The sequence below is a fragment of the Streptomyces sp. WMMC500 genome (assembly GCF_027497195.1).
GTDB lineage: Bacteria > Actinomycetota > Actinomycetes > Streptomycetales > Streptomycetaceae > Streptomyces.
The window spans coordinates 5,651,926-5,664,715 of sequence record NZ_CP114905.1 but is presented as its reverse complement, the minus strand read 5'-3'; the positions used below and the strand labels follow the sequence as shown (position 1 = coordinate 5,664,715).

The 12,790-nt window shown below is 67.8% G+C and carries 14 protein-coding genes, 1 tRNA gene and 1 pseudogene; 10 read left to right on the top strand and 6 right to left on the bottom strand.

Going from position 1 to position 12,790, the window contains the following annotated elements:
• Positions 1-30 precede the first annotated feature (30 nt).
• Positions 31-432 (top strand): helix-turn-helix domain-containing protein, encoded by a 402-nt coding sequence (locus O7599_RS24405; protein ID WP_281617747.1) that lies wholly within the window; start codon positions 31-33, stop codon positions 430-432.
• A gap of 56 nt (positions 433-488) precedes the next feature.
• On the opposite strand, the gene O7599_RS24400 is transcribed toward O7599_RS24405, so the two are convergent.
• On the bottom strand, positions 489-1,442 hold the full coding sequence (locus O7599_RS24400) for an NADP-dependent oxidoreductase (RefSeq protein ID WP_281617746.1): 954 nt from the start codon (positions 1,440-1,442) through the stop codon (positions 489-491).
• 300 nt (positions 1,443-1,742) lie between these two features.
• Here O7599_RS24400 and O7599_RS24395 point away from each other — a divergent pair.
• A tRNA-Arg gene (locus O7599_RS24395) sits at positions 1,743-1,818 on the top strand.
• A 1,013-nt stretch (positions 1,819-2,831) separates the two neighbouring features.
• Here O7599_RS24395 and O7599_RS24390 read toward each other — a convergent pair.
• Positions 2,832-3,689, bottom strand: a complete 858-nt coding sequence (locus O7599_RS24390) for a hypothetical protein (RefSeq protein WP_281617745.1) — start codon at positions 3,687-3,689, stop codon at positions 2,832-2,834.
• 384 nt (positions 3,690-4,073) lie between these two features.
• Here O7599_RS24390 and O7599_RS24385 point away from each other — a divergent pair, with 384 nt between their 5' ends.
• The gene (locus O7599_RS24385) at positions 4,074-4,862 is read left to right on the top strand and encodes a transposase family protein (RefSeq protein ID WP_281617744.1); all 789 of its coding nucleotides are present in this window, start codon (positions 4,074-4,076) and stop codon (positions 4,860-4,862) included.
• A 347-nt stretch (positions 4,863-5,209) separates the two neighbouring features.
• Here the strand turns inward: O7599_RS24385 and O7599_RS24380 are convergent, their stop codons facing one another.
• Positions 5,210-5,680 carry an NUDIX domain-containing protein gene (locus O7599_RS24380; RefSeq protein ID WP_281617743.1) on the bottom strand — a complete coding sequence of 157 codons (471 nt, stop codon included), beginning with the start codon at positions 5,678-5,680 and terminating at the stop codon, positions 5,210-5,212.
• A gap of 2 nt (positions 5,681-5,682) precedes the next feature.
• Positions 5,683-6,402 (bottom strand): XRE family transcriptional regulator, encoded by a 720-nt coding sequence (locus O7599_RS24375; RefSeq protein ID WP_281623497.1) that lies wholly within the window; start codon positions 6,400-6,402, stop codon positions 5,683-5,685.
• Between the two features lie 273 nt (positions 6,403-6,675).
• Between O7599_RS24375 and O7599_RS24370 the strand changes: the two genes are divergently transcribed.
• Positions 6,676-6,927 carry a hypothetical protein gene (locus O7599_RS24370; protein WP_281617742.1) on the top strand — a complete coding sequence of 84 codons (252 nt, stop codon included), beginning with the start codon at positions 6,676-6,678 and terminating at the stop codon, positions 6,925-6,927.
• Positions 6,915-7,160: a hypothetical protein gene (locus O7599_RS24365; protein ID WP_348652562.1), complete on the top strand. Its 246-nt coding sequence runs from the start codon at positions 6,915-6,917 to the stop codon at positions 7,158-7,160. Before O7599_RS24370 ends, O7599_RS24365 begins: the two co-directional genes overlap by 13 nt.
• Before the next feature lie 572 nt (positions 7,161-7,732).
• Here O7599_RS24365 and O7599_RS24360 read toward each other — a convergent pair.
• Positions 7,733-8,626 (bottom strand): GntR family transcriptional regulator, encoded by an 894-nt coding sequence (locus O7599_RS24360; RefSeq protein ID WP_281617740.1) that lies wholly within the window; start codon positions 8,624-8,626, stop codon positions 7,733-7,735.
• Between the two features lie 164 nt (positions 8,627-8,790).
• Between O7599_RS24360 and O7599_RS24355 the strand changes: the two genes are divergently transcribed.
• The 5 genes and pseudogenes from O7599_RS24355 to O7599_RS24335 all read left to right on the top strand — a co-directional run bounded on the left by O7599_RS24355 (position 8,791) and on the right by O7599_RS24335 (position 12,110).
• The gene (locus O7599_RS24355; protein ID WP_281617739.1) at positions 8,791-9,144 is read left to right on the top strand and encodes a hypothetical protein; all 354 of its coding nucleotides are present in this window, start codon (positions 8,791-8,793) and stop codon (positions 9,142-9,144) included.
• A complete protein-coding gene (locus O7599_RS24350; protein WP_281617738.1) occupies positions 9,141-9,329 on the top strand; it encodes a hypothetical protein in 189 nt (62 codons plus the stop codon). The genes O7599_RS24355 and O7599_RS24350 overlap by 4 nt, the downstream gene beginning before the upstream one ends.
• Position 9,330: 1 nt before the next feature.
• A complete protein-coding gene (locus O7599_RS24345) occupies positions 9,331-10,722 on the top strand; it encodes a cell division protein FtsK (RefSeq protein ID WP_281617737.1) in 1,392 nt (463 codons plus the stop codon).
• Between the two features lie 36 nt (positions 10,723-10,758).
• A pseudogene (locus O7599_RS24340) lies at positions 10,759-11,034 on the top strand (DUF2637 domain-containing protein); the annotation flags it as partial.
• Between the two features lie 269 nt (positions 11,035-11,303).
• Positions 11,304-12,110, top strand: coding sequence for an IS5 family transposase (locus O7599_RS24335; protein ID WP_281617731.1), 807 nt, complete (start codon positions 11,304-11,306; stop codon positions 12,108-12,110).
• On the opposite strand, the gene O7599_RS24330 is transcribed toward O7599_RS24335, so the two are convergent.
• Entirely contained in the window at positions 12,052-12,558 is a 507-nt protein-coding gene (locus O7599_RS24330) for a hypothetical protein (RefSeq protein WP_281623496.1), read from the bottom strand. The genes O7599_RS24335 and O7599_RS24330 overlap by 59 nt on opposite strands.
• Positions 12,559-12,790 lie beyond the last annotated feature (232 nt).

Below are 12,790 nucleotides of genomic sequence, written 5' to 3'. Positions count from 1 at the left end.
AAAGATGACGCACTTCAGTATCATGACCACATGACCAGCTTTCGACAGCCCGACGAGTCCTCCGCTCCCCCGGACCAGAGCCGCCCGGAAGCCGGCTACGAGCACATCGACGACGAGGTGTGCCGCAGCTTCCAGTGCTCGGTCGAGATCGTGGGCAAGAAGTGGACCGCCGCGGTGCTCATGGCGGCGATGCAGGGCGCCCGCCGATTCGTCGACTACCGAGCGCGGATCCCCGGGATCTCGAACCACCTGCTGTCCCAGCGGTTGCGTGAGCTCGAGGGCCACCAACTGATCGAGCGGATCGTGGTGCCGACGACGCCGGTCCAGATCACGTACCGGCCCACCGATCGCGGCGCCGGCCTGATGCGTGTGCTGAACCCACTTGTCGAATGGAGCGTCAAGAACGAGGTGGACGTCGATTCCTCCGGCTGAGGTCCGTGTCGACGACCAGCCAGGCAGGTGTCTGTGCGGTGTGGACAGGGGACGGGTTACGGAACCAGGACGATCTTTCCCGTGGCGTGGCCGGACATGATCTCGCGGTGGGCAGCGGCGGCCTCACGCAGAGGGTAGGCGTCCGAGACCACGATGCGCAGTCGACCGGCTGCCGCGGCTTCCGTGAGCTGCAGGCGGGCGGCTTCCCGGATCTCGGTGCCGGGATCTGCACCCGGCACGCCACCCAGGAGTCTGATTCCAGCGCGACCCCCGCGCTCGTGGCCCGCGATGGTGGCGATGCGCAAGCGGTCCGGTACGAGCTCCACGGAGACGTCCACCGCCTCGTCGGTGCCCACGAGGTCGGCGGCCGCGTGCACGCCCTCCGGCGCCACCGCGCGTACCCTGTCCGCCAGTCCCGGCCCGTACGCGACCGGGGTCGCTCCCAGCTCGCGCAGCAGGTCGTGCTTGGCCTGGCTTGCGGTGGCCACCACAGCGACGCCGCGTGCCACCGCAAGCTGCACGGCCACGAGGCCGACGCCTCCCGCGGCACCGTGGATCAGCACCGTGTCGCCCTTGTCCACGCCGATCGCTTCGAGAGCATGTACGGCGGTGACACCGGCGGCCAACAGCCCGGCCGCCTGCTCCCATGACAGAGCGACGGGCTTCGGCACCACGGACGAAGCCGGTACGACGAGTTCGGTGGCGTACGCGCCCGGGGCGTGATAGGTGATCACTTCGTCACCCACTGCAATCGGACCTGCGGGGCCGACCGCGTCGGCACCGACCGCTGTCACCACACCCGCAGCTTCGACACCGAGCCGCAGCGGCAGTCTCTCCGGATCGGCACCGAAGGCACCGCTGTACGACTTGTAGTCGAAGGGATTGACGCCGGCCGCGCGGACCGTGATGCGCACCTGGTTCGGCTTCGGCTCCGGGACGGCGACGTCGATCACCGACAGGACCTCAGGGCCGCCGTATGCGCCCGCCACTACTGCGACTGTCTCGCTCATATCGGGGGCAACGGTTGCACGAGGTACCCCATTCCTCCACAACGCTCGCCCGTGGTGCTCACGGACCTTGCCCCCTGATCTCCGATATCTCCGTTGCCGGCTTCGACGACACCGCCGAGGCACCCGAGCGCCTGAGTTGCCGGGTCTGGACGACTCACGCAGAATCGCCCAGACCCGGCACTCGGCAGAAGCCCAGCGGCGCACACTGCCGAGGGCCAGAGCCGCCCACGTGCCCCGTGGCCCACCCGCTAGACTGTCCGGGGCGCCCCGGACCCTCGACCCGGCCCACCGCGCCTCCCCGCCTCCGTAGCTCAGGGGATAGAGCACCGCTCTCCTAAAGCGGGTGTCGCAGGTTCGAATCCTGCCGGGGGCACCAGCCTGCGCCGCATGAACCCGCAGGTCAGCGCGGCTCCGCACACTCGGCTGCCACTGCTGCGGCGCACGTTGGTGAGGCCCCCGCGGCCGCATCCCGTCTTTGAGGTAGGCGGCGAACACCAAGGTCAGGGGCCTACGCAACAACCCAGCACCAGCCCAGGCCCGGTCGCAGGTTCGAACCCTGCGAGGGAACCAGCTTCAGAGGCGAACCACACGCCTTCAACTCGTCGCCGATGAGGCAGTCCACCGCCGCGCGGACATCGGCTGCATGCGCTCTTCGAACTCGCTCTCCGTACTGGACTCCACAATTCGAACTGCTCGGCCTCCGCTGGGAAGACCACGACCTTGGACCGGAAACCGCCTCAATCCGCCGAACCTGCAGCGCACCAGCGGAGGCGGCTGACCACACTGCCCACCAAGACACAGGCCGCTGAGCGCCGCATCGCTCTCCTCGCCTGCCGCGGCACGCCGTTGAAGCGCCATCCCGACCGGCAGCGGCACAAACGCGAGGCAGCAAGCGCCAAGTGGCAGCCCAGCAGGCACACCTTCACCACTGCGCAGGGGCAGATCGATCGACCCGACCAACCTCACCCGTACCTTTACCGCGCTCCTCCGCAAGGCCGCCCTTCGCCACGTCTGCTTCTACGACCTCCGCCACCTCGCTCCTGGGGCAGGGGGTCGACCTCGTCGTGATCAAGGAACTCCTCGGCCACGCTCACATCGGCTTCTACGCCCACGTACGACTCCGACTCCAGCGTGACGCCATCGATCACGCCCTCGGCGGCCAGGATGCGACCCGGACGACCCACCCGCCACAGCAATCGTCCGCTGACGTTGCCGTCACCGTTGCCGTCAGAGCATGCCAGAAGGGCCTCGCCGTGACATTCGGCGAGGCCCTTGCTCTGTCTGACAGCTGGGTCCTGCGTTGGCGACCAGCAGTTCATTCCATCTCACCCATCAACGCCGCTCACCAATTGTGATGGTGAGCGCTCCAGGGCATTTGGAGAGCTCAGCTTAGTAATCGAGCGAACTCTCCATGAATTGCTCCAGGAGCTCGCCGAGGTAAGACTGCCGGTAAGTGCCATCAAGAAGGCCCACTGCGCGAGCCTCATCGATTTCGATGAGACGGATCTCCCCAGCCGCTTTTTCGGCAGCACCAAATTTACCGAGGTCGATGCCGGGCCACTGCAAGTCCGGCGCGTGATAGATCTCCGGTTCCGCAGGAAATAGGGACAGCAGGTTCTCGTCGTGACCAACAACCCTCCAGGCTCCAGTCGCGACAAGCCGATCATCCGTATAGATGGGGAATTGGTGCACCACCAAACGTTCCCCGCTTGCGGGTCTCGGAACGTCAAATCTCCCACGGATGAATCCAAGTGCAGTACCAAAGCGATTTCGCGCTACGACCGAAGCAATACGATACCCGCCACCACTAGCAGGAATGGCCAGGACGTCGCCGATCCTAGGTTTAGTGGGTTTCTTTGCAGTGTGAACAGTCAGCTCCGCAACCTCTTCGCGGGCAACATCCTCCAGGGAAATCCTGGAATCCTTAAGAGTCAGCACCAGAGAGGAGGCCAGTTCCGACGTCGGCAGAAGCCGACCACTTGCCCCTTTCGCCATGGCGGACAGAAATGAAGCCGCGTCAACAAAGATTGAGTCATTCAGCTCACCCACAAGCGAACGGCCCAGACTTGAGTAACGCTTGCCCCCTTTCAATTTCACGTTGAAAGCGAGCGGCACCGGATAAACTCCATGGGATGCCCATCCGAGGAGTTCCAGAAGTTCTCCAAGGGACGGCCTCTTGCCGACTTGCTCTTCGAACTCGGTCGCGAGTGCAGCAAGTTTGGGAGCCAAAGCCTCGACGTCACCCACTAGCATCCTCCAAGCTTCTTGGCTTCGTAGCCCTCGTACTCCGCCAGCTTGCTTCCATCAAGCGGATTCTGGCGATTGCCACGATAGTTGCTACCGTCGCGGCCGATGTACGTACCGTACCGCTCGGAGAGTCGCTGTTCCATGAGGCACGACTCGCCATACGTCCTCGTACCAGGCATCACTCTCATCGAGTCCCCATTTGCGGCATTGACGTTTTCTCAGCGAGTTGGTTTTCGTGAAGCGGGTTGATGTGGGGTGCGCCCTTGGGTCAGGCCGGACAGTGGTGCCCCCGAGTGCAGACGGACGTGAAGCCCCTGGTAGGACGGTTCTCACCACAAGATCGTCCACGTCACCAGAGGCTTCACGTTGGTCCCCTATGCTGCCATGCTCGACGTCCCGCGCCACGTGGTCGAGTACACCGCCCGCTTACTGGCCGCCCACCGCCGCCAGATCGGCACCCCGAAGGGCTCACGTGCACTGGGCCCGTTCCGCCAGGCCGTGTTCGTACTGCGCTGGTTCCGCGAGGCCGGCTGCGTGCACTGCCTGGCCCGCGACGCCGGCATCTCCCAGGCCACCGGCTACCGCTACCTTCACGAAGCCATCGATGTCCTGGCCGAACGCGCGCCCGACCTCCACGACGTCCTTGCCCGCTGCCGCATGCAGGGCATGAGCCATGTGGTCCTGGACGGCACCCTGATCTCCTGTGACCGGGTCGCCGGCACCACCGAGAACGGCAACGACCTGTGGTACTCCGGCAAAGCGAAACACTTCGCCGGGAACGTCCAGTTCCTCGCCGCCCCGGACGGCACCCCGCTGTGGGTCTCCGACGTCGAGCCCGGCTCGGTCCACGACCTGCGTGCCGCCCGGATCCATGCCCTGCCGGCCCTCTACCCGGCGGCCCGCGACGGCGTGCCCACCCTGGCCGACGTCGGCTACACCGGCGCCGGCATCGGCGTGCACACCCCCTTCCGCCCCCACCCCGACATCACCTCCCCGCTCGCCACCGACACCCGCGCCCACAACCGGCTCCTGCGCGGCATCCGCGCCCTGGGCGAACGCGCCGCCGCCGAACTCAAACAACGCTGGCGTGCCCTCCAGCACGTCACCCTCAGCCCAAGCCGCATCGGACACATCGCCCAGGCCGCCCTCACCCTCAACAACACATGGAAATGAATGACGTTGAGAAACCGTCATTGAAACGATTGTTGTTGTTGCCGTGACGATACTGAACACCCGCCGGCGTATCGCCCGGACCAAACATTCCGGAGTAGTAAACGTTACCGCCGCGATCGACAAGTACGTAATTGCTGTATCCAGGTCGATCAAGGTACTTAAACCTGGCATCTCCTCCGGAATTGTGGACGAGGACCGGTGTCGCCCCGGCGAGCACATAGTACGTGTGCTACGCGAAGCCTTCGACCTGCTTTTTCGCAGGTCAAGTGCGGCTTGCTGGTCCGGTGACGTGCGCGGGCGTCCGTGGTTGTGCGGGGTTGTTGCCGTCGCTACTGCCGTCAGACGGTTCAGCCCAGGTACGGCTTTTCGCGCTGTTCCAGGAAGTGCTGGAGCCTGAGTCGTTGGGTGTGGTGCATCGGCAACTGCTCGATTTCTTCGGGCGGCACGAACCGGAGTTCGGTGGACTCGTCGGAGATTGCCAGTTGGCCGCCGGTGATGCGGGCGGTGAAGCAGACGTTGAACTGGCGGCGGACCTCGCCGTCGGTGTAGGCGATGATGTGTTTCGGGTCGGTGTAGGTGCCGACCAGGCCGGTGATCTCGACGTCGAGGCCGCTCTCCTCTTTGACCTCTCGGACGGCTGTGCCTGGCAGGGAGTCGGTGAGGTCCATGCCGCCTCCGGGCAGGGCCCATAGGTCGTTGTCGCGGCGGCGCTGGAGGAGGATGCGCCCGTGGTCGTCGGTGACGACGGCGGATGCGGCGACGACCATGCTGTTCGGCTTGGGCGCGTTGGGGTCGTCGTAGTACTCGGTGCGGGCCACGGTCAGCCTTCCTCTCGTACGGGGGTTGCCGTCGTCCACACGGCGTCGAAGCTGTCGGCGTAGGTGTCGAACATGCCGCCTGTCTCGTGTCGGCGAAGATGCCATACGGGGGCGGCGTAGGCGTTGACGCCCCAGACGTGGGCGTTGACGAGTTGCTGGTCGTCGGCGCGGTAGAGGGAGTTGTAGAGCGTGGTTTCGTGGGTGCGGACTTCGATGCCCGGGGTGTCGGCGAGCGGCCGGTAGTGCATGAGAGCGAGGCGGCAGCGGGATTCGATGCCGTGGCCGAACCGCTCTTCCTGGCCGCGGGCTTGGACGTTGTCGCTGTCGGGGTCCCCGATCGCGATGCGGACGGTGCAGCCTTCGGCGGTGCGTTCGGTGAGGAGTTCGTTCAGCCGCGGGTATGCCTCGTGGAGGAAGACTGCCGCGTAGACGAGGATGTCGATCCGCTCCCGGGCCTGGGCCATCAGGTCGGTGAACGTCGAGACAGGGATGTCGGCCCGCTGCTGGTAGAGCGCGACCAGTTCGGGGCTGATGGCGCGGGCGGGGCGGGCCTGGCGGAGCGCCGGCCAGAGTGCGTGCACGTCTTCTCCCAGGGCCTTGGCCGCCTGGAGGGCGGTGGCACGACGTGGGATACGCCCGAGGTTCACCCAGCGCTCGACCGACTTGGGGTCGACCTCGACCTGCTGAGCGAGTGCGGCGTACGTCCAGCCTCCCGCCGCCATGACGGCTCGTAGTCTCTCGTTCGGCACGAGTCTCCCCCTTCGTCTCAGGACGGCACTAGGGACGTTCTACACGGTGCAGGACGTCCTGAAATGGGGTTTGGTGGAGGTTCCTTCGTCCCGGTGACCGGCGTGAGGATCGGTGCCGACCCTGCGGCACCAACAGGCCCAGGGGCACGCATCAACGCCGCCGAGGAGCGTCACCGTGCGAATGAGCGCCACCCCACGTGTTCCTGCCCCGCGACTGGACGCCCGGTCACGCGCCGCCTCGCCGGGGTGGTCACGATGACGGCCCCCACCCCTGATGCCGACGGGCACACCGTCTCGCCCGATGCCGGCGCCCTGATGGTCGACCGGCGAAGCGGCAAGGTGGGCGTGGTGATGGGGCATGTGGGGACGTACGTGCAGCTTCGGCCGCCGCGCGGTGGCCGGGAGTGGGACGTGCCGCCCGAGGACGTACGTCCACCGACTCCGACGGAGGAGTTGAGCGCGAAGGTGGCCGTGGCCAACCGGAGGTGGGGACGGTGACCCCTCGCTCGGTCCTGCGCTACGAGACCTGGACGCTCCAGCCCGACCGCGAGCCGGACGCGGAGCCAGTCCTGTACGCGATGCAGTGCGCCGTGGACGGAGAGACCTCACCGACGAGCGAGGAGTTCGCCGAACCGCAGGAGTGGGTGTTGCGGCACTGCGGTCAGAACCCGTCCCACCACACCTATCGGGAGATCATCACCCGCCCCTGGCGGACCTGGCGCCAGACGTGATCCGCCTCGCTCGCCCAGGCGCCGCACCGCGCTGACCACCCAACTCCCGTCCCTGCCGGGCGCAGCCGATCGAGGCTCCCCCGCACTCGTCAGCCCCGGCAGGGACGGGCCCTCACGTGCGTGCCGTGCCCATGGGGGTTCTGGCCTCAGCCACAGAAAGTCAGCCACGACGGCGGGCGCGCCAACCCACCACCCGCCACGTGTGTCTCGCTCAACCCCGCACCGGCATCAGCCCAGTTATCTCCATCGTCACGGCCCCCAGCCGGGCAGCAAGCATGGGCGCGTCCGGGACGGCGCGAGCCCCCCGGGCGGCCTCTCAGGTGCCCGGCCAGTCTGCTGCTGAGCGGTCGGACCGGGGCTTCCGATTGGGGGTCCGGCTTACGCTCCCGGGCTCTGCGCGCCGAGTGGTCGGCGGCCGTCGCCGGCGGGGCGGCAGACAGGAGCGGGCGGCGGTCACCGACCGCCGGCGCGCGGCGGCCCGCGTCAGCGGGACGCCCTTGATCAAGTAAAGAAACTCTGAACAGCTCGCCTTGGGTGCCTCGTGTCCTGCCGCTCTACCGCGTGCGGTCGGTTCAGCGTCGGCGTCTGCCTTCGTTCAGCCGGTCGTGCAGGCGCTGGGCCTTGGCGGCGGTCTCTTCTGGCGTGTAGTTGCCGCTGAGACGCTTGCGTTGCTCCATGACGGCGCGCATGGCATCACGGTGGGCGGTGGCGGCTTCGAACTCGGTGCTGGCCTTGGTGAACCGTTCCTCGGCGGCGGCGAGTTCGGCGGCCACTTCGTCGTCGCTCTTTCCGCTGAGCCGCACCGCTTCCTCGTCCGCACGGCGCTGCGCCGCCGTTTCCTTCAACCCCTCGTTGTAGCGCTTGAGGAACTGAGCGCGCGGGCTGAGCTGGCGGACGAAGACGCCCCGGCCCTGCACGGAATAGATCAGCCCCTCCTCCTTGAGGACCCGCAGGGCGTTCTGCGCGGTGGAATTGGCGATGCCGTACTGAGCTTGCAGGTCGCGGGCGGACGGGAGCTTGGCGCCCGGCGCAAGTCGGCCGTCCTGGATCTGCTCGCGGAGTTCGTCCGCAGTCCGCACGTACGGGGGGCGCGGATCGTCGGCAGGACTGTCGGCGGTCTGCCAACCGCGTCGGAGGTCGCCGAGACCGATGTACTCAGGATCGGACTCGCCGAGATCGACTTCGTCTTCCTCTGCTGCGGCCACCTCCGCTTCGGCGGTCACCACTGGCTTTGGCGCGCGTACGTAACTGCCCCGGCCGAGGACGGAGTAGATCAGCCCCTCCTCCTTGAGGACCCGCAGGGCGTTTTGGACCGTAGAGCTGGCGATGCCGAAGCGTCGTTGCAGCTCGCGCGCGGCGGGGAGCCGTTCACCTGGGCGCAGCTCGCCGTCGTGGATGGCGGTGCGCAGGACGTCGGCGGCCTGGACGTACGGCGGCCGGGGGTCCTCTCCCAGGGGCAGCTTCATGGCACGAGGGTAGCGGCGTCGGCACTCGCGGCACACCCGGGCGTCCTCGGCGTTCCAACCGTATCGGCGTATCGATACGGATCGAGTGTTGCGGGTGTAGCGAGCGTGCCGCTATGGTCGTGGCGAGTCGATCAAGCGACTCCATCGAACGAGGATGTGATGGCATGGCCATGACTCGAATCCGTGTCGCCCTGCTGCCGTCGGCGGTGTGTATCGCGGGCACCGACCCAGTACTGAAGATCAAGGACCAGCAGACCGGCGAAATCGCGACCGACCGGGAGACCGGAGCGTCGCTGTACACGGTGACCGTGATGCTCATGGAGGACGGCCGCGCCGAGGTCCTGAAGATCACGGTCCCGGAGACGGGCCTGGCGGCCGGGCTCAAGCCGGGGGCGATGGTGCGGTCGGTGGAGCTGTTCGCGACCCCGTGGGCGCGGATCTTCAACGGTCAGCTCTCCGACGGTGTCGCCTACCGCGCCGCCCGCCTGGAGCTGGTGACGGCGGAGGCCGCCCAGTGATCCGCTTCGAACACCCCGCGCCGGAGCGGGCGTTGTCTCCGCTCCGGCCACTGCCGGGGTCCGAGGGCAAGGCCACGTTCTTCGCCTCCGGTGCGGTGCTCGATCTGCTCGACCTGAGCCCGGAGCAGGCGGCCCGCCTCGACCTGGGCGACGTGTTCCGCCTGATACGCGAAGAGGGGGCCTGACGTGGAAGCCGTCACGGGATACGCGTCGTACGCGCTGCCGATCGCTACGGCGCTGGTCGGTGTGTGGCTGCTGGTGACGGTGGTGCGCTACGTGCGGGCCGACCGGGGCACGCGGGTCAGCATGCGGCAGGCCGCGCGGGTCCGTTGGGGCTGGGTACGGCTCGCGCGGATGGCCGGGCTGACGGTCACCGACAGGACCCCGGGCCTGCTCGCGCAGCTCACCCCGCAGAAGGACGGCGCCACACCCGCGCCTCGGGTGCTGACTCCGAAGATCAAGGTGACGCCGGACCGGTTCGGGGTGATCGTGAGGGCGCGGACGCTGCCGCAGGTCGGGCTGGAGGAGTACCAGAAGTCGGCCCGGTTCCTTGCGGACGCCTGGCGGTGCACGCGGGTGTCCGTGCTGCCGCATGGCCCCGGCAGGGTGGTGATCCGGGGTGTGCGCTCCGATCCGCTGACCACGCCGACCACGCATCGGCCCACCGGCCAGCCACTCGCGGAGCTGACCCGCTGGGAGTTGGGCGTGGACGAGTACGCCTCCCGGGTGTGTGTGTCCCTGGCCAACGTTCCCGGGGTGACGGTGGCCGGCGTCCCGGGTGCGGGCAAGACCTCGGGGGTCAACAAGTTCGTCTGCGACTTCGCGCCGTCGGCCGCCGTGCAGATCGCGACTGCGGACGGCAAGGTGTCACGGGCCTCGGAGGGCGACTACGCCGACCTGGTCAAGCGCATGTTCGCGTTCTGCGGTGACGACCTCGATGAGGCGAACGCGCTGTTCAAGCGTCTGGTGGAGCTGCGCAAGCGGCGCTCGGCGACCATCCGTGACGTACTGGGCGTGAAGAACATGTGGCACGTCGGCCCCTCCTCTGAATGGCCGCTCACGGTCCTGATCATCGACGAAGCGCACACGTACTTCCGCGAGTACAAGGGCAACGACGCCGAGACGAAACGTTTGGCCGCGTTGACGGCGGAGAACGCCCGGCTGGTGGAGGACCTGGTCAAGAAGGGGCGCAGCGTCGGCATCCTGGTGATCCTGATCAGCCAGAAGACCACCGGCGACGCCATCCCCACGTTCATCCGAGACGTGTGCCCCATTGGGCTGTCCTTCGCGCAGAAGACGGTGGAGGCAGCGGTGGCCGCGCTGGGTGAGGACATCCGTAACTGGCCCGATGCCAGCCCGGTGACCTTGCAGGACCCCGCCTACGTCGGCGTTGCGGTGATGGCGATGCAGGGCCGCCCCGGCTACACCCGCATCCGCACCCCCTACGTCTCGGATGCCGACGCCGCCCGCGTCGCGGACGCCACTTCGTACCTGACCGCCGACCCTGACCTGTGCCTGGACGCCCTCCTGCGCTCGACCGGCCGGACGACACCGCCCGCGCCCTCACTCACCAAGTGATCCCGAAACACCCACACAAGAAGGGAGGTTGAGATCATGGCGGAGGAACGATTCACCCGACGCACCGTGACCGTGGTCATGGCGGTCATCGCGGCCCTGGCCTTCGTCTTCTCCTTCGGCAACGTCTGGGCACTCGCCCTGCGGCTCGGTGTCCCCCGTCCGATCGCGCCGCTGATCGCCCCCATGGTGGACCTGTCCGTCGTCGGGCTCCTGGTCGCTCTGCGGTTCCTGGCCCTGCGCGGGGTGTCCAAGTCGGAGTTGAGGGCCGGTACCAGGCTGCTGCACCTGTGCGGGCTGCTCACCCTCGCCCTGACTGGCTGTTCTCTATCCGCTCGGGTGGTCGGTGATGTTCGAACAGGGGCCTGGTGCGGGTGAGTTTGCCGGTGGGGGTGCATGGAAGAAGGGCCTCTTGGTAGCTCGCGGATGTCGAGTCCAGCGAGGAGCAAGAGGCCCTGTTGTCGAAGTGTCGCGTGGTCACGGTTGTCGGGTCCAGTTGGTCCACTCCTGGGTGTGACTGTCTCGCCCACAGGTTCGGGAATGCGGCCGACCGGCCGGGTCGCCGGCCGCGGTACGGCTCGGACATGAGCGATGCCGAGTGGGCTCTGGTGCGGGATCTGCTGCCGGTTCCCGGGTGGCTGGCGGGCCGGGGCGGGCGGCCGGAGGGCTACTGTCACCGACAGATGCTCGACGCGATCCGCTACCTCGTCGACAACGGCATCAAGTGGCGGGCGATGCCGTCGGACTTCCCGCCCTGGCCTCGGGTCTACGCCTTCTTCGCCCGCTGGCGGGATGGGGGACTCGTGGCCGAGTTGCACGACCGGCTGCGTGAGGCTGCCCGCGAGGCCGAGGGACGTGAACGTGAGCCCAGTGCGGGGGTCATCGACTCGCAGTCGGTGAAGGCGGACGCCACCGTCGCTCTCACCTCTCGCGGCTTCGACGCCGGGAAGAAGGTCAACGGGCGCAAGCGGCACCTGCTCACCGACACGCTCGGGCTACTGCTGGCGGTGCTGGTCACGCCTGCGTCGACCACCGACCGGGACGCCGCCCGCGTTCTGCTGCCGGCGGCCCAGGACCGCTTCGGGCGGCTGGCACGGGTCTGGGCCGACGGCGGCTACACCGGCCACCTCGTCGACTGGAGTGCAACACAGCTCGGCATCGCACTCGACATCGTCCGCCGCAGCGACACCGCCCGCGGCTTTGAGGCCCTGCCCCGCCGCTGGGTCGTGGAACGGTCGTTCGCCTGGTGCCTGCGCAGCCGGCGTCTGGTCCGTGACTACGAGCGGCGCACCGACACCAGCGAAGCCGTCATTCTGTGGTCGATGTCCATGCTCACGAGCCGCCGCCTGGCCGCCCGGCACCAGGGTCCTGCTCCGATGCGGGCAGCGTGAATCTGCCCGCCTTCTTCTCGACCAGCCAGCCTCGTTCCACCAGCCGCTTCAGCCGTGCTCTGGCTCCCTCGACACGGGAGGCCGACGCGCTGTCCCAGCCCAGCACCACCGCCGCCCGCCGGGCACCGAGCCCGTCGTCTCCCGCATCGGCCGCAGCAGCCATCAACGCCTGATAGTGCGGCGACAACTCCTCCACTTCACTCGCCTGTCGCCGGTGAGGCACCGCCCGGCGTGGACCGACCGGCTTCCTCCGCGACCCCTCACCGACCACGTCGGCAGGCACGTCCTCCTCAGCCAGCGCCTCCAGATACTGCTCCAGGCCGATCACCCGGCACCAGTGCACCTCTTCCGCCTCCGCCAGAGCCGCCCGCACCCGTTCCAACTCGGCTTCGAGCTGCTTCACCTCCGCGGCCGCGGCCTTCCGCCGCGTTTCCAAAACCGCCCGCATCGACGGCATCCGCCACCTCCACGACATCTCACCCGGCAACGAGCCGAGACTCCCGCAGCAGCAGCTACTTCATGCCTGACCAGCAAAGACCTCACACGAGGTTCGGAAAGAGAACGACCTCTGAACACCGCCGAACCACTGCTGACCGGACGCTACGGACGGGCCTGCCTGGACACCGTCGCCCCGCTCCTGCTCCTGGGCTGGGGCCACGTCGGCCCCACCTTCCTCGCCC